Origin of the sequence: Robertmurraya sp. FSL W8-0741 (genome assembly GCF_038004005.1) — a bacterium.
Classification (GTDB): Bacteria; Bacillota; Bacilli; order Bacillales; family Cytobacillaceae; genus Robertmurraya; species Robertmurraya siralis.
In genome coordinates this window covers 1,760,798-1,777,479 of sequence record NZ_JBBOQG010000001.1, presented here as the reverse complement: position 1 = coordinate 1,777,479, position 16,682 = coordinate 1,760,798, and the positions used below count along the sequence as shown (strand labels likewise).

At 38.8% G+C, this 16,682-nt stretch carries 18 protein-coding genes, 1 tRNA gene and 1 other annotated feature; of the genes, 1 reads left to right on the top strand and 18 read right to left on the bottom strand.

The window, feature by feature from the left end; genetic code table 11:
- Positions 1-23 precede the first annotated feature (23 nt).
- From ilvC to NST02_RS08515, 18 genes are all read right to left on the bottom strand, one after another.
- Positions 24-1,037 carry a ketol-acid reductoisomerase gene (ilvC, locus tag NST02_RS08600; RefSeq protein WP_095307648.1) on the bottom strand — a complete coding sequence of 338 codons (1,014 nt, stop codon included), beginning with the start codon at positions 1,035-1,037 and terminating at the stop codon, positions 24-26.
- A gap of 64 nt (positions 1,038-1,101) precedes the next feature.
- Positions 1,102-1,620 (bottom strand): acetolactate synthase small subunit, encoded by a 519-nt coding sequence (gene ilvN, locus NST02_RS08595; protein ID WP_095307651.1) that lies wholly within the window; start codon positions 1,618-1,620, stop codon positions 1,102-1,104.
- Entirely contained in the window at positions 1,617-3,338 is a 1,722-nt protein-coding gene (gene ilvB / locus NST02_RS08590; protein ID WP_095307652.1) for an acetolactate synthase large subunit, read from the bottom strand. The genes ilvN and ilvB overlap by 4 nt, the downstream gene beginning before the upstream one ends.
- Positions 3,339-3,583: 245 nt before the next feature.
- Positions 3,584-3,833 (bottom strand) — a binding site (T-box leader).
- Positions 3,834-3,850: 17 nt separating this feature from the next.
- Positions 3,851-4,753 (bottom strand): branched-chain-amino-acid transaminase, encoded by a 903-nt coding sequence (gene ilvE, locus NST02_RS08585; RefSeq protein WP_095307655.1) that lies wholly within the window; start codon positions 4,751-4,753, stop codon positions 3,851-3,853.
- A gap of 570 nt (positions 4,754-5,323) precedes the next feature.
- A tRNA-Arg gene (locus tag NST02_RS08580) sits at positions 5,324-5,400 on the bottom strand.
- A gap of 333 nt (positions 5,401-5,733) precedes the next feature.
- Positions 5,734-6,252, bottom strand: a complete 519-nt coding sequence (locus NST02_RS08575; RefSeq protein WP_095307656.1) for a metallophosphoesterase family protein — start codon at positions 6,250-6,252, stop codon at positions 5,734-5,736.
- Between the two features lie 18 nt (positions 6,253-6,270).
- Positions 6,271-6,873 carry an XTP/dITP diphosphatase gene (locus NST02_RS08570; RefSeq protein WP_340948718.1) on the bottom strand — a complete coding sequence of 201 codons (603 nt, stop codon included), beginning with the start codon at positions 6,871-6,873 and terminating at the stop codon, positions 6,271-6,273.
- Positions 6,870-7,625, bottom strand: coding sequence for a ribonuclease PH (gene rph / locus NST02_RS08565; protein ID WP_095307658.1), 756 nt, complete (start codon positions 7,623-7,625; stop codon positions 6,870-6,872). The genes NST02_RS08570 and rph overlap by 4 nt, the downstream gene beginning before the upstream one ends.
- Positions 7,626-7,758: 133 nt before the next feature.
- Positions 7,759-8,808 carry a GerMN domain-containing protein gene (locus NST02_RS08560; protein ID WP_095307660.1) on the bottom strand — a complete coding sequence of 350 codons (1,050 nt, stop codon included), beginning with the start codon at positions 8,806-8,808 and terminating at the stop codon, positions 7,759-7,761.
- A 385-nt stretch (positions 8,809-9,193) separates the two neighbouring features.
- Positions 9,194-9,583, bottom strand: a complete 390-nt coding sequence (locus NST02_RS08555) for a hypothetical protein (RefSeq protein WP_095307663.1) — start codon at positions 9,581-9,583, stop codon at positions 9,194-9,196.
- On the bottom strand, positions 9,583-9,783 hold the full coding sequence (locus NST02_RS08550; protein ID WP_095307666.1) for a helix-turn-helix transcriptional regulator: 201 nt from the start codon (positions 9,781-9,783) through the stop codon (positions 9,583-9,585). Before NST02_RS08550 ends, NST02_RS08555 begins: the two co-directional genes overlap by 1 nt.
- A gap of 277 nt (positions 9,784-10,060) precedes the next feature.
- Positions 10,061-10,879, bottom strand: coding sequence for a glutamate racemase (gene racE / locus NST02_RS08545; RefSeq protein WP_095307674.1), 819 nt, complete (start codon positions 10,877-10,879; stop codon positions 10,061-10,063).
- A 10-nt stretch (positions 10,880-10,889) separates the two neighbouring features.
- Complete coding sequence (locus tag NST02_RS08540; protein WP_095307760.1) at positions 10,890-11,345, bottom strand: MarR family winged helix-turn-helix transcriptional regulator; 456 nt, start codon at positions 11,343-11,345, stop codon at positions 10,890-10,892.
- A 273-nt stretch (positions 11,346-11,618) separates the two neighbouring features.
- On the bottom strand, positions 11,619-11,843 hold the full coding sequence (gerE, locus tag NST02_RS08535; protein WP_019154738.1) for a spore germination transcription factor GerE: 225 nt from the start codon (positions 11,841-11,843) through the stop codon (positions 11,619-11,621).
- A 146-nt stretch (positions 11,844-11,989) separates the two neighbouring features.
- Positions 11,990-12,451, bottom strand: coding sequence for an acyl-CoA thioesterase (locus NST02_RS08530; RefSeq protein ID WP_095307683.1), 462 nt, complete (start codon positions 12,449-12,451; stop codon positions 11,990-11,992).
- A gap of 190 nt (positions 12,452-12,641) precedes the next feature.
- The gene (gene sdhB / locus NST02_RS08525; RefSeq protein ID WP_095307689.1) at positions 12,642-13,403 is read right to left on the bottom strand and encodes a succinate dehydrogenase iron-sulfur subunit; all 762 of its coding nucleotides are present in this window, start codon (positions 13,401-13,403) and stop codon (positions 12,642-12,644) included.
- Positions 13,404-13,406: 3 nt separating this feature from the next.
- Entirely contained in the window at positions 13,407-15,167 is a 1,761-nt protein-coding gene (sdhA, locus tag NST02_RS08520) for a succinate dehydrogenase flavoprotein subunit (protein ID WP_095307697.1), read from the bottom strand.
- A 43-nt stretch (positions 15,168-15,210) separates the two neighbouring features.
- Positions 15,211-15,822 carry a succinate dehydrogenase cytochrome b558 subunit gene (locus NST02_RS08515; protein WP_095307704.1) on the bottom strand — a complete coding sequence of 204 codons (612 nt, stop codon included), beginning with the start codon at positions 15,820-15,822 and terminating at the stop codon, positions 15,211-15,213.
- A 359-nt stretch (positions 15,823-16,181) separates the two neighbouring features.
- On the opposite strand from NST02_RS08515, the gene NST02_RS08510 reads away from it, so the two are divergent.
- Positions 16,182-16,625 carry a YslB family protein gene (locus NST02_RS08510; protein WP_095307762.1) on the top strand — a complete coding sequence of 148 codons (444 nt, stop codon included), beginning with the start codon at positions 16,182-16,184 and terminating at the stop codon, positions 16,623-16,625.
- Positions 16,626-16,682 lie beyond the last annotated feature (57 nt).

Genomic DNA, 16,682 nt, shown 5'->3' with positions numbered 1-16,682 from the left:
CTTTCCTTATGATGTGAAAAATGTTATTTCGTCACCACTTCTTTTTTACGATTCTTATTAACAAATGGCATCATAGCACGAAGTTCTTCTCCGACTTTTTCAATGAGATGCTCTTTCTCACTAGCATTAATTGCATTGAATACTGGACGATTCGCTTGATTCTCAAGAATCCATCCTTTCGCAAACTGACCGTCTTGAATATCCTTTAACACTGCCTTCATTTCTTTCTTCACTTCATCTGTTACGATCCTTGGACCTGTGACAAAATCACCCCATTGAGCTGTGTCTGAGATGGAATAACGCATTCCTGCCAAACCGCCTTCATACATGAGGTCAACAATAAGCTTTAATTCATGAAGCGTTTCAAAGTAAGCTAACTCCGGCTGGTAGCCTGCTTCTACAAGTGTTTCAAAACCGGCTTTTACCAACGCTGTTGTTCCTCCACAGAGCACTGCTTGCTCTCCAAATAAATCTGTTTCCGTTTCTTCTTTAAACGTCGTTTCCAGCGCTCCGGCTCTTAATGCACCAATTGCTCTCGCATAGGCAAGAGCTAGCTCTTTTGCCTCTCCTGTCACATCCTGATAGATAGCGAACAATGCTGGAACACCTGCATCCTCTTCATATGTCCTTCTTACTAAATGTCCCGGGCCTTTTGGAGCTACTAAAAGGACATCACAGGATTGCGGTGGTACGATTTGATGAAAATGAACGTTAAACCCATGGGCAAACATTAGTGCCTGATTCGTTAAGTTTGGTTCAATTTCTTCTTTGTATACTTTTGGTTGCAATTCGTCTGGTAAAAGAATCATTACGACATCTGCTTGGGCAGTTGCTTCCGCTACTGTATATACTTCTAATCCGTCTTCGGCGGCCTTATCCCAGGATTTCCCTTTTCGAAGTCCAACAATTACATTTACTCCGCTATCGCGCATATTTAAAGCGTGGGCATGCCCTTGAGAACCATAGCCAATAACCGCTACTTTTTTTCCTTCTAAATAATTTGGATTTGCATCTCCGTTATAGTACATTTTTGCCATTTGTCCTCTTCCTTTCGAAAATAAATATTATTTTATTTATGTTTTATTTACGGATTCGCTTAGTTTAAACGATAGAAATATTTTTCACCTGATTGCTTGAACGTTGAGTGCCTCTTAAGAACGCTGTCGCTCCTGTTCTTGCGAGTTCTTTAATTCCATATGGCTTCATCAGTTCGATAAAAGCTTCGATTTTATCAGATTCTCCAGTTATTTGAATGACAAGAGTGTCTTTGCCAACATCAACAATTGATGCTCTGAATGGCTCTATTAACGCATTCATTTCACTTCTTGTGTTCGGGGTTGACAGCACTTTGATTAATGCTAATTCTCTTGCAACAATCGATTGTTCACTAATATCAGTGACTTTTAAAACATCAATTTGCTTATTTAATTGTTTCGTAATTTGTTCAATCACTTGATCGTTCTCAACATTGACGACACAAGTTATTCTCGATACATCTTCGATTTCTGAATGGCCAACTGTAATACTTTCGATATTGTAATTTCTTTTTGAAAAAAGATTGGTGATTCGATTCAGTACCCCCGGTCGATTATTTACAGTCAACGTAATGATTCTTTTCATTTTTGCTTCACCCCTACCATTTCATTTATTCCTTTTCCCGGGGCGATCATAGGGTAGACATTTTCATTAGCGTCAATGCGGAAATCTAATAGCACTGGTTCACGGTTTTGAAGAACTTCAGCCAACACTTCTTCTGCCTTCGCTTCCGATTCAATGACATACCCTTTAATGTTGTATGCTTCAGCTAGTTTCACAAAAGAAGGCTGCACCGGATTTTTACTATGGGAGTAACGCTCTTCGTAAAATAGTTCTTGCCATTGTCGAACCATACCTAAAGCAACATTATTGAGAATAACGATTTTAATCGGTAAATTCAGTTCACGAATAACGGCGAGCTCTTGCGTACACATTTGAAATCCACCATCTCCAAGAACCGCTAACACAGTGGCATCTTTATCTGCAAGTGCAGCACCAATGCTAGCCGGCAACCCAAATCCCATCGTGCCTAAACCGCCTGAAGTAACCCAGCGATTCGCCTTCCCGAACCGATAGTATTGCGCAGCCCACATCTGATGCTGACCGACATCTGTTACGACAATGGCTTCACCATTGGTTTTTTGATAGAGCATTTCTAACACTTTTTGAGGCTTAAGCGTATTGGCGTTATTTTCATAAACATAAGGATATTCGATTTTCCAGCCTGCTAATGTTTTTAGCCATTCATGATGTGAAGGCGGCTTTCCTTCTTGAGCAATTAACTCGATTAAAGCTTCTTTCGCATCTGCTACAACTGGAATTTCCGTCGGAACATTCTTGCCGATTTCAGCAGGGTCAATATCAATATGCGCCACTGTGGCATTAGGAGCAAAATGTTTTAAGTTTCCTGTCAAACGATCATCGAATCTGGCTCCAATATTGATAAGTAGATCTGACTCGTATAATGCCATATTAGCCGTATAACAGCCATGCATCCCGGCCATCCCTAAGGAAAGTTCATGTTCAGCAGGAAATCCTCCTAACCCCAGAAGAGTATGGACAACTGGAATATTTTGCTGTTCCGCATATTCTTTTAATTGACAAGAAGCCTTGCTATGGAGAACTCCGGCACCTGCTAAAATGACCGGTTTTTTCGCCCGACTGACTGCCTCTGTCAGTTTGCGGATTTGCAAATAATTCGGCTTTAAAGTTGGCTGATAGCCTGGCAAATAGATTTCCCTCTCCTCCGGAACTTCTGTCACCGCTGTTGCAATGTCCCTCGGAATATCAATTAGAACGGGTCCTGGTCTACCAGAGGTAGCAATATAGAATGCTTCCTTTATGATATGGGGAATATCCTCAATATTTCGAACTTGGTAATTGTATTTTGTAATAGGTGTCGTAATCCCTAAAATATCAGCTTCCTGAAAAGCATCCGTCCCAATCACACCTGTTGCAACTTGACCTGTAAAGACAACAAGTGGTAGAGAATCGATCATAGCATCCGTTAATCCAGTAACAATATTTGTGGCGCCTGGTCCAGAAGTTACAATGACGACACCAGGCTTCCCCGTAATTCGAGCATACCCTTCGGCAGCATGGATACCACCTTGCTCATGTCTGGGTAATACGTGAAGAATTTTAGAATCATAGATTTTGTCGTAAATTGGCAGTACTGCACCACCTGGATATCCAAAAATGACTTCTACTTTTTCCTTTTCTAACGCTTGCAGCAAAAGCTCCGATCCGTTTAATGATTTGTTCTCAGCCTTAGTATTTGTTAAGGCGGTTTCCTGTAACATTCCTTGCCCTCCTCTTTCCTTAGCTATTTTTTTCAAAAATTAAGGCGCTTTTCGCAGGCAATATTGCGACTTGCATAAACGATGGATAGCATCGCAAGCGCCGTGCAAAACCGATAATCATGCTTTGAATTTTGCAAGAAGTGCAAATGTCTATTTCTGACCATTTGCGTAAGCAGTTGATCCATTAAAAAAATTGACAATATAAAAAACCCTTCCACCCCTCGTAAGCCCAGTTAAATCTAGGCAAAAGGGATGAAAAGGCTTTGTAGCATTTCCACGGTACCACCCTTGTTCATGCTCTCTGGCATGCACTTATGGCTATTATCTAGCCGTTTTGATAACGAGTGTTGCCACTCGACTGTCCCTACTAGAAACTCTTTCAAGACAGCACTCTGAGGTGAGTTCATTTTATGCTGTGACCACCGGTTCTCAGCATTTCCGGCTCTCTGTCGATCCACATAACATAAAACTACTTATCCTCTTCGTCGCTTTTCCATATAATTTTTTTATCCCTAACTTACACGTGGTGTCGTTTCGCTATATACCTTAACACCATCCATGACAACTCGTTCTCTAAATTTCGCTAATAATCGGTTTGTGTGTACTCCAGGAGCACCATCACCAATTACTCTGCCATCCACTTTCACAACCGCAATTACTTCTGCAGCTGTACCAGTAAGAAAAACTTCATCTGCTGTATACACATCGTGTCGTGTAAATGGTTCTTCTTTAACCTCGTATCCAAGTTCTTTTGCGATATCAATGACAGCATTTCTAGTAATTCCATCAAGTGCACCAACATAACCTGGAGGAGTTAAAAAGCTGCCGTCTTTGAAAATAAAGACGTTATCAGCCGATCCTTCTGCGACATAGCCTTGATCATTTAACATGAGCGCTTCACTCACATTCGCTAAATGAGCTTCTATTCTAACTAATACATTGTTCAAATAATTAAGTGATTTTACCTTTGGACTTAATACATCAGGACGATTTCTTCTTGTTGCCACGGTAATAATTTCAAGCCCTGTTTCATAGAGTTCCTTTGGAAAAATGGATAATGGCTCCACAATGACGATAACACTTGCTTTTGCACACTTATAAGGGTCCAACCCAAGATCGCCGACTCCCCTAGAAACGACGACTCTTATATAAGCATCTTCAACATTGTTCTTTTCAACCGTATTCGCAATGATTTCTGTTAACTCATCTTCCGTATAAGGAATCGTAAGCAGAATCGATTTTGCAGAGTTGTACAAGCGCTTCATATGCTCTTTCATCCTAAAAATATTGCCACTATATACTCGAATTCCTTCGAATACCCCATCCCCATAGAGGAAACCATGGTCATAAACAGATACCTTGGCATTTTCTTTCGTGACATATTGATCATTTAAAAAAATCCATTGCTCTGACACGAAACCACCTCTTCGCTTTAATATAAAACCGCTTTAAACGACTGAAATTTAATGTTAAAAAAAGATATATCTTAAGATTCAAAAAATTTTCAGCACCTATGTTTTTTAGCTAGTTCATTTCTCCGTGAATATTTATTTGAGGACTATCTTACTCGCATTTTCCGCCTTCGTCAACAGTATTTTTGCGAATTGTGCGATTATTTATATTTATCTGTCTAATTGGATACGCTTACATTATTGATGTGACGATATTCCTGTCTGAGAAAATTTTTATATTTTTTTGATAATTCAAATTGATTTTTTCCACTTAGAAAAAGGCTTATTTTTTTGATGTAAGTATAATAGAAGAAAGATGGATTTTATGTAAGAAAATCTAACATGAAAGAAAGCGCTTAAATAATTGCTGAAGTTTAATGAAATTGAAAAAAGTTATATCATTAGTTTTTGATATTTATCGGTATTGTTTTTGGCTCATTTTATCAACATTGCTTAACAAAGGCTGAAAATAAAAAAACGTTAAGTCACATGAGATGCAACTTAACGAATATGTACAAAATTGGTGTGTGTAAATGGCGTCCCAGGAGAGATTCGAACTCCCGACCGACGGCTTAGAAGGCCGTTGCTCTATCCAGCTGAGCTACTGGGACAAATCATATAATCATTATTTAATTTGTGCACTCAAAAAATATTTCGTTCGCCATACTACGAAAAGTGCGGCTTCTTTCTGCAAGGACATTTTTTATTATATTGTGCTAATAATTAAAAGTCAACAGGAAAATTAAGTTTTTTACGTTTTCTTTTTGACGGAAAGGGGGGAAATGCTCTCCCCCATAGGTTATATAGCTCTTACTTTTCATATTTAGGTCGCAAGCACGGAGCATTTAATAATATATTAGCGATAATTTTGTTATATCGGCGAAATTTAAGATTTATTAGCGATATTACAATTACAATTATAATCGTAAATACTAAAAAAACCGCTAGCGCTCTAACAAAAATCTTTGATGCAAGTCCGTCATTTCTCCTGAATCATAGTCATACACATGAAGGTCGACTGTTGTACCTTGAATGTTCAGCATCACATAAGTTCTCTCTCTTCTTCCCCTCGGAAGCCGGAGACTGCCAGGATTAATAAATAACTTATTTCGCACCATTTCCGCTCCTAGTAGATGGGAATGACCAAAACAAACAATATCCGCATTTACTTCTTCAGCACGATATTGGAGCTGTATGAGCGATGACTTCACAGAAAACAAATGACCGTGTGCAACGAAAAGACGAAACCCATCAAGATCTTTTATTATCTCCTTTTCAAAGTCATTGCCAAAATCGCAATTTCCCCTTACTACATGAAAACCTTGAAGCTCCTTATCCTGCTTTGAGAGCTCAGAATCCCCACAGTGAATCATTAAGTCGATGTCTTTTTCATGTCTAGCTTTCAATTCAGTCAACTCTTTTCGCTGACCGTGGCTGTCACTAACGATTAACACTTTTGCCATATTCCCGCACCTTCTATATCATGCATTAAATTTCCCTGATTGGATGATTTCTTCTAATTTTTTCAACGCATTGGCCCGATGGCTGATTTGATTTTTTTCGCTTGGTTCAAGCTCTGCCATCGCTTTTCCTAATTCATTGACAAAAAATATTGGATCATAGCCGAAGCCATTGACTCCTCTTCTAGTTCTCAAAATCACGCCTTCACAAGTGCCATTTACTGTAAATGTCTTTCCATCTGGTTCAGCAACCGCTAAAGCGCAATAAAACCTCGCTGTCCTTTCCTCATCCGGGACTTCTTTTAATTGCTCAAGTACTTTATCAATATTCGCTTCATCATCTTTTGCCAAACCGGCATAGCGTGCAGAGTAAATACCCGGCGCTCCATTAAGCGCATCTACGACCAGCCCAGAATCATCAGCAATAACAACCTGGCCAGTTCTTTCAGCGACTGCTTTTGCTTTTATTATGGCATTTTCCTCAAAGGTTTGGCCCGTTTCCTCAATATCTTCGATTTCATCAAAATCTAATAATGTTTTTACCTCATAACCGAGAGGCTGAAACATTATTACAAATTCCAGTGCTTTACCACGATTTTTTGTAGCTATAATAATCGTTTTCATTTTGTTCCATTCTCCTCGATTTTTGCAGTGGCTTCTTCGCCAATTGCTTCCCTTTGGTGCTCAAATATTGCGCTTATTCCCTCTTGGGCAGCCTTTAACAATTGCTGTAATTGCCCGTAGGAAAAGGTGGATTCTTCTCCAGTACCTTGAACTTCAACAAACTCACCATTCCCCGTCATCACAACATTCATATCCACATTCGCATTAGAATCTTCTATATAATTTAAATCTAAAACAACATTACCATCTTCAAGAATGCCAACGCTCGTCGCTGCTAAGAAATCCTTGATCGGGTATTTAGAGAGCTTTTTTTCAAGATAGAGCTTATGTACCGCTTCAGTCATCGCAACGAAAGCACCCGTGATAGAAGCCGTTCTAGTCCCTCCATCAGCTTGAATAACATCGCAATCAATCCAAATCGTTCTTTCGCCGAGAGCATCCAAATCGACGACTGCCCTTAGCGCTCTTCCGATCAGACGTTGAATTTCCATTGTTCGTCCAGTTATCTTTCCTTTCGCTGCTTCTCTTATATTACGCTGTCCTGTAGCACGCGGCAGCATGGAGTATTCAGCAGTAATCCACCCTTTCCCTTGACCTCTCATAAAAGGCGGTACTTTTTCTTCAATACTGGCTGTGCAAATTACTTTTGTCTTTCCCACAGTAATTAGTACAGAGCCTTCAGGATGCATCAAATAATTTGTATCAATCTCAATAGGGCGCATCTGGTACGGTTGTCTTTCATCTGCTCGCATACTCATTTTCCTCCTTTTCCCAATTGTTCCCCTCAAAAAAGCACCATAATGAAAGGAACAATAAAGAAGAGGTGGCTATGAATCAAGCCACCTTCTTCTGCTGTCCTATTTATAGTATATCAAAAAAGAGTTTTTAAAAACTAATTGTATTTACTTTTTCAGGTCTTGTCACAGGTTCTACAAGCTTTTCTCCATTTTCCTTTACAAGCTCGGCTTCTCCATCAACCATTACTTCCACACTTTCAATTCCGTCCTGCTCTGTTAAGGATAAGACAAGCATGTTTAAAACATGTTCAGAAATAATTTTTTCCTCAAAGCTCCCATAAATAGATTCATTGAAGTTCAATGTCACTTTCCCTTCTTCAATTTTCGGCTCCTCAAGCAATTCGACATCAGGTGAGAAGTCATTGATTAATGTCGATGAGTAGCTCGGCCCTTTAACCAGTTCAGCAACAACACCTTCTACATTGTTTTCCTCAACTCGGCGTGTAACTGGCACGTAATAATAAGAACCTTCTTCGCCTGAAACATAGTATACAGTGGCTGCTTTCGTATTGGTAATATCAACAACGTCTGTCGTATCAAGATTAATCCCATTTGCCCTGCTAACCGTTTTTCCAATCGGAGTTCCTGCAACCGGCATTTCAGTTAGTTCATGGCCATTTAATTTCAATTTAACATTCTCCACTGAGTCAAACTGGGTTACAGTCCATGTAACCGCCTCTAAAATCTTCAATTCATCCTCAGGTTTATAATTTTTAAATTCATTAGAAAAGTCTACAACTGCAGTATTGTCTGTAATATCGACGCTTACCTCCGTTTCAGCAGGCAGTACAGCTGTAAAGCCATTCGGAAGCATATCCGTAACTGGCCCTCCTTCAACTAAATACTCAAGAGCTTGCTTCGCAACCGACTCCGTTTTCGGTAATGAAAAAGTCTGTGGTACTACATAGCCGTTCTTATCGAATAAATACAGTTCCGTCTTCACACTACCTTCACTTGCCTCTTCTGTATTTTCCTCTCCTTCCGTTCCCTCTATTACCTGGCCATCATCCGTGTATGTAACCGTTTGTGGCGGATCGATTTTCTCCTTTTCCTTCCCCTCCAGCAAGCCACAGCCAGACAAGAGAACAGATAAAGTAATCATTGATGTTAGTACAATTGTTCTTTTATTAATGGACATGCATATCCCTCCAAAGACAGTTTGTACTAACATATATACGAGCTTAATTTTAAATTAGACCGTTTCGCAACAAAAAAATTGGACAATCGAAAATCATTCTGAATCATTGCCAAGTCTACTGTTATTTTTTCAATCAACACTTCCAGTCTCAATGAATGATTTGCATTAAGATTTAAAGCCCCTCTTACCAATCTCGGCCTAAACGGACCCACAAAACAAGTTTTAATACTGGATTCTACCAAAAGCCTGTAATCGTACTCAATTTCTTTCCTATCGAAAATTTTCAGATAGGTTAAGAAAATTGAGCAACATTTTCACCTATTCATAATATGAAAATGACTATCAAGACAACTCAAAGCATTCATCATTCATCATTCATCTTTATTTACTGAAACTTTTTAGCGACAAAGAATTCGACTAAAGGTAGTAGAATCATCGCTAAACCTAATATTGCTAACAGAAAGACATTGATTGTACCATTTACTATTTCGTCAGCTGCCACAGCAATCAGAATTAAGAATAATAGAATGAAATAGCTGATTTTTGAGCTTTTTTCTGTAATTCGTTGACCAAGTTCCTCCTCGATTAGTATTCCGTCTTTCTCTTCTTTATTTCCCCATGTGATTGTCGATAAAAACATCATTAATAACGTGCCAATTACGATAACTTCTTGGAAGCCAACTGCTTTTCCCGTAATAATATTAAAAATTGTGTAGCCTATTACAATTAGAATAGCTGTACCAATTACTACAGCACCTATTTTTCGTGTCTTCATTAAATTTCCCCCTCATCACAAAATAAATGATCAACTGTCATCTCCAAAGTTTTCGCAAGCTTAAAAGCTAATTGTAAACTTGGGTCATATTTGTTATTTTCAATCGCATTAATTGTTTGCCTACTCACATTACATAAATCAGCTAACTTCCCTTGGGAAATGCCTTTCTTTTCCCGGCATTCTTTTATTCTATTTTTCATATGAACAGCACCTTCAAATCAAAGTGAATGTAAAACATATTTTACACCCATATTATAAAATAAGACGAAACAGGATGTCAAAGATCTTTTACATGTGTTCTCCTTTTAATATTTATGTGTTTTATGATTCTATTGATATTAGCTCATTTCGTGAGAAATCTTAGTCCCTCACATTTTTTAGCTATAACCAAAAAATAGCTTTGACTCGAAGAAAATTTTTTTCTTTGAGTCAAAGCAAACATGAGCCATAAATTTCCTGACATAAAAAAAAGCCCCCTTACAGGAGGCTTTCAGTCTTGCTTTCAATTTTGATTGTTTGCACATGAAGGATGCTTTTCCCTAACCATTGGCATGCTATTTTAGAAAAAATGCTGCTTGATCCGGTCGTGTAATACTCATGAGCAGGAACGGCGCTATTAGTTGTTAAAAGACCTTTATAATAAAGAATACTGCTCACCTCTCGTGCAGTTTCTTCACCTGAGCTTATTACTTTTACACTTTCGCCCATCATCGATTTAATAATCGGTTCTAGTAAAGGATAATGAGTGCAGCCGAGAATAAGAGTATCCAGCCCTTGATTCTTTAACGGAGCAAGGGTTTCTGCCACTACCCGTCTGGCAACAGGCCCATCGTATTCTCCACTTTCTACTAATGGAACAAATTTGGGGCAGGCTAATCCGCTGACTGAAACAGATCCGTTGATAGACTTTAAGGCTGTTTCGTATGCTCTACTCTTTATCGTTCCCTCTGTGCCAATGACGCCAATTTTATAATTCTCTGTCACCTTTAATGCAGAAATTGCTCCTGGATAAATAACACCAAGCACAGGAATTGGCAATGTCTGTCTAATTTCTTCCAAAGCAACAGCCGTTGCTGTATTACAAGCAATGACAAGCATTTTTATATTCTTCCCCAATAAAAAATTGGTCAGCTGCCATGTAAATTTCTTCACTTCTTCGCCCGTCCGTGGACCATATGGACAGCGGGCTGTATCGCCCAAATAAAGAATTTTTTCATACGGTAATTGGCGCATAATTTCTTTCGCAACTGTTAATCCGCCAATACCAGAATCAATAACTCCAATTGGTTGTTCCAAATAACTCGCCTCATTCTCGCATATCTTGATGTAATCGCATTAAATTATCTTTAAGCGCAATAACCTCTTCCGCAGAAAAATTTCGCAATACCTCTTGAAGGTACGCTTGACGTTTTTTGATTACTTCATCAATAATTCGTTCACCTTCCTCCAAAAGGTGTATTCGCACAACTCTTCGATCATTCGGATCTTTCACACGCTTGACAAGCTCATTTTTTTCCATCCGATCAACCAAATCTGTTGTCGTGCTGAATGCTAAATACATTTTATTCGATAACTCCCCGATTGTCATGTCTCCTTCCTCAAAGAGCCATTGCAATGCGACAAATTGAGGAGGAGTAATCGTATAGTTACTCAATATCTCTCTACCTTTTTGCTTAATAATTCCAGCTATGTATCGCAAGTCTTTTTCAATTTCCGCAACAATATCTAAGCCGTTGTTCTCTTGTATTTCCTCACGCTCCATCATTCCACAACTCCCTACTTTTAAAATACTACACAAGTTTTATTTCCATATTTAAAATCAAATGTGTAATGATTGATTAAACCCGTTCAAACATGCTTTTTCTTTTATTTTCTACTTTTTTCACATAAATTTCAAGCAAAATTCGCAGCGAGAATGTCGAAGTATGTCGAACAAAACAATTTTCACTAAACCAAAACCGTTGTTGAAATCGATTTTTGACTGAAGCGATTTTACGAGTAAACCGGCTTCCAAAAATGGATAGCCGGTTTGCATTTAAAGTTCTAGCTCTCCCATTCGAAGGAGTTCTACAACTGCTTGTGAACGCCCCTTAACACCGAGTTTTTGCATGGCATTCGAAATATGATTCCGAACCGTTTTTTCGCTGATAAACAGTTCACTAGCGATTTCTTTCGTTGTTTTATCTTGTACTAATAGCTCGAATACTTCTCTTTCACGTTTGGTGAGTAATGGCTTGTGAGTATATTCATTCTCCTTCAAGTATTGTAACCCTCCTTGCCTTCGCCAGCTATGAACAGCGGGATGGGTATATATTTAGTCACCATATCATATGTGAAGGGAACTATCTGAGTGACAACAATCCTTTAAAGGAGTTTTATATTTAAAAAAAATGTGCGGATGCGGAGTTATTGAATCAATTCGCCCTCCAACATTGCTGCCTTCACTTCACTTGACCAAGGAATACTTTTACCCGTTTTCTTAGAGACTTGAACAATCGTTCCTCTTCCAACAAAACAAATCTCTTCATTTTCTCTTTTTCCCATATAGTGAATATCAACTGAAGAAGTTCCAACACTATGAGCCCTAACATATATCCGTAGCTGTTCATCAAAGTACACTTGTTTGAGGAAATCACATTGCAGATCGGCGACAACAATGATCGCCTCACGTTTTCCATCAAGCCAATCTGTCATCATGCCCTTGCTTTTAAAATATTCAATTCTTGCTTCTTCATAATATGTAAAAGGCACAGTATTGTTCAAATGTCCAAACATATCAGTTTCAGAAAATCGCACTTTCACTGGATAATAAAAATCGAAGCGATGTTCCCAAGTTGCCAAATCTTCAATATAGCTTATTCTACTCATCTTATCTTTCCTTCCGTCAAGAAATGAATGACTATTCATTCATTATACTGCATGATCGAAATTTTGAAAATATTTAAGCTCGGAGCTCTTTATTTTTGGACAGTGCACTTTACAGTACTATCGATGAGAAATTCGCAATGAATAACGCAAAAAAGAGTATTCCAAACATATGGAACACCCTTTTTTCAAATTATACTTGGTCGCTACCGAAGAAGTTCTTAAATGATTGCAATGTAGTATCCCTGTTTAATGCAGCAATGGATGTTGTAAGTGGAATTCCTTTAGGGCAGGACTGAACACAGTTTTGAGAATTCCCACAGTTTGTAAGACCGCCATCTTCCATAATGGCATTTAAACGTTCTGCTTTATTCATTTCACCAGTTGGGTGAGCATTAAATAGGCGCACTTGTGAAAGTGGTGCAGGACCAATGAAATTTGATTTGCTGTTTACATTCGGACATGCTTCGAGACAAACTCCGCACGTCATACATTTTGATAGTTCATATGCCCATTGGCGCTTTACCTCAGGCATACGCGGTCCTGGTCCCAAGTCGTATGTCCCATCGATTGGAATCCAAGCCTTCACTTTTTTCAAGGAGTCAAACATTCTACTTCTATCTACTTGTAAATCACGGACTACCGGGAAAGTACGCATTGGTTCAAGCCTTATCGGCTGTTCCAGTTGATCAACGATTGCGGAACAAGATTGTCGAGGCTTCCCGTTGATAATCATTGAACATGCTCCACAAACCTCTTCTAGACAGTTCATATCCCAAGTTATCGGAGAAGTTTCTTTTCCTTCCGCATTTACAGGATTACGTCTGATTTCCATCAGTGCAGAAATCACGTTCATGTTGGGACGGTACGGTACATGAAATTCTTCCTGATATGGTTCAGAATCAGGAGAATCCTGTCTAGAGATTATGAAATGGACGGTGCTGTTTTCTGCCATCTCTTATTTCTCCTCCTTTTTCTTAGAGTAATCGCGCTTACGAGGTGCGATAAGGGAAGTATCAACTTCTTCATAGTGAAACTCAGGCGCAGTTTTCGCATCAACAAATTTTGCCATTGTTGTTTTTAAGAAATCCTCATCATTTCTCTCCGGAAATTCCGGCTTGTAATGAGCTCCACGACTTTCGTTGCGGTTATAAGCACCGAGTGTAATCACACGAGCAAGTTGGAGCATATTTTGAAGTTGACGAGTAAAAGTCGCTCCCTGATTACTCCATTTTGCCGTGTCATTAATATTAATATTTTCAAAACGCTCTAACAGCTCTTGAATCTTCTCGTCTGTTTTTAACAGTTTATCATTGTAGCGAACAACCGTTACATTATCTGTCATCCATTCGCCAAGCTCTTTATGGAGAACATATGCATTTTCTGTTCCGTTCATGGACATAATTTGATTCCATTTTTCTTCTTCTTGTTGGACATAGCCTTCAAATAGTGAAGAAGAAAGAGAATCAGCACTCTTTTCAAGTCCGTTAATATACTTCACTGCATTTGGACCAGCTACCATTCCACCATAAATAGCAGACAGCAAAGAATTAGCCCCTAAACGATTCGCTCCATGCTGTGAATAATCACACTCACCAGCAGCGAATAATCCAGGAATATTCGTCATTTGGTCATAATCAACCCATAAACCACCCATAGAATAATGAACGGCAGGGAAGATTTTCATTGGTAATTTACGAGGGTCCTCACCGGTAAATTTCTCATAAATCTCAATAATTCCACCGAGCTTAATATCAAGCTCCTTAGGATCTTTATGAGAAAGATCGAGGTATACCATATTCTCGCCATTAATTCCTAATTTCTGATTCACGCAAACATCGAAAATTTCACGGGTTGCGATATCACGCGGAACAAGGTTTCCATAAGCAGGATACTTCTCCTCTAAGAAATACCATGGCTTTCCATCTTTGTATGTCCAAACTCGGCCACCTTCACCACGAGCAGACTCACTCATCAGGCGAAGCTTATCATCTCCCGGAATTGCAGTAGGGTGGATCTGAATGAATTCACCGTTTGCATAATATACTCCCTGCTGATAAGCAATGGCCGCAGCAGAGCCTGTATTAATGACTGAATTAGTCGACTTACCGAAAATAATTCCGGGACCACCTGTTGCCAAAATCACTGCATCTGCGGGGAAGGATTTAATTTCCATTGAAGTGAGGTTTTGAGCAACGATTCCACGACAAATTCCTTCATCATCGATAATCGTCCCTAAAAATTCCCAGCCTTCAAACTTATTTACTAAACCGGCAACCTCATGGCGACGAACTTGTTCATCCAATGCATAAAGTAGCTGTTGTCCTGTCGTTGCCCCAGCAAATGCTGTACGGTGATGCTGTGTCCCACCGAAGCGACGGAAATCAAGCAAACCTTCAGATGTACGATTAAACATAACCCCCATACGATCAAATAAATGAATAATGCCAGGTGCTGCCTCACACATTGCTTTTACTGGCGCCTGATTTGCTAAAAAGTCACCGCCATAAATCGTATCATCAAAGTGAATCCAAGGAGAATCCCCTTCACCTTTTGTATTTACAGCTCCATTAATACCGCCTTGGGCACAAACAGAGTGAGAACGTTTTACCGGCACCAATGAAAATAACTCCACAGGTGTTCCATTTTCTGCTGCTTTAACTGTTGCCATTAAGCCGGCAAGTCCTCCGCCGACTACAATAATCTTACCTTTACCCATGCGTTTTCACTCCTTTATTTCCTCTTGCTACATGTCTACTAATCTATGAAACGAATGCGAATATTGCGCGAATTCCTACGATTGAAAGGGCAATGAAGATACCGATTGTGACATATGTTGAAATAAGTTGTGATCTCGGTGTCACTGTAATCCCCCAACTTACAGCAAAAGACCATAGTCCATTGGCAAAGTGAAAAATAGTTGAAACTACCCCAATTATGTAGAACCACAGCATAAATGGATTCGATAAAATATTCTCCATCATATTGAAGTTGACTTCAGCTCCAAAAGCAGCCGCTATTCTTGTTTCCCAAACATGCCACACAACAAAGATTAACGTGACAATTCCGGTAAAACGTTGAAGAACAAACATCCAATTCCGGAAAAAATTATATCTACTCGCATTATTTTTTGCTGTAAAAGCAATATAAATGCCATAGATAGCATGGAACAATAACGGTAGGAAAATAACAAAAATTTCAAGAACATAACGGAATGGCAATGATTCCATAAAGTGTGCTGCTTTATTGAAGGAATCTGCTCCCTTTGTAGCAAAATGATTCACTACAAGATGTTGGATAAGAAACAGTCCAACTGGAATAACCCCTAGCAATGAATGCAATCTGCGATAAAAATACTCTCGATTACCCGCCATAAATTTACCCCCTTTAAATTTTGAAAGCTCTAGCGGTCACTTCTCCCTATTCCCCTTAAAGAGAATATGTATCAGCTAAATTGAAAAAATGTCGAATAATTTTTTACAATTATGTGACAAGTCCATTTTACTCTCTCCCTCTAAGACCGTCAAGAAAACGTATACACAAAATACCCTATAAAAACAAAATCTTTCGACTATATAAACAAAATATCCCCGCATTTGTGTCACTTTTTTTCGATATATTAGAATAACAAAATTTGCTAATATACTGACGATTGTTTTTTTATATTTCGTGCGTAAAACAGTCAAAAATGTATATAATAGAATCATAGAAAGAGGGGAGAGCATTGACTGAAATGATTACTTCTGAAAATACACATCCATCAGAACCCAAAAATGTTCCAGCATTTGGGTATGAACTGATTCGAGAAATTTTAATACCAAGTCTTCTCGGAAAAGAAACTTCCGCCATTCTTTATTGGGCCGGTAAAGATTTGGCGCGTAAATTCCCACTAAATAGTTTCGATGAAACAGTCGATTTCTTCGAAAAAGCTGGATGGGGATACTTAACCATTAAAGAAGAGTCAAAAAATGAGCTTCTAGTAGAATTGACAAGCCCTTTAATCTCCGAAAGACTTCGAAAAAAAGAAATCTCTACCTTTCAACTGGAAGCAGGATTTTTAGCTCAACAGGTTGAAGCTCAAAAAAATGTCGTTGCTGAAGCATATGAACATCCAAAGAGACGAGCCAAAAAAGTTGTGTTCACGATAAAGTGGGACAATAAAGATACGATCGAATAGCATACCTCTATTAATCGATAACCAGTTGTTCATAAATGGAGCCAAAAAGCACTAGCA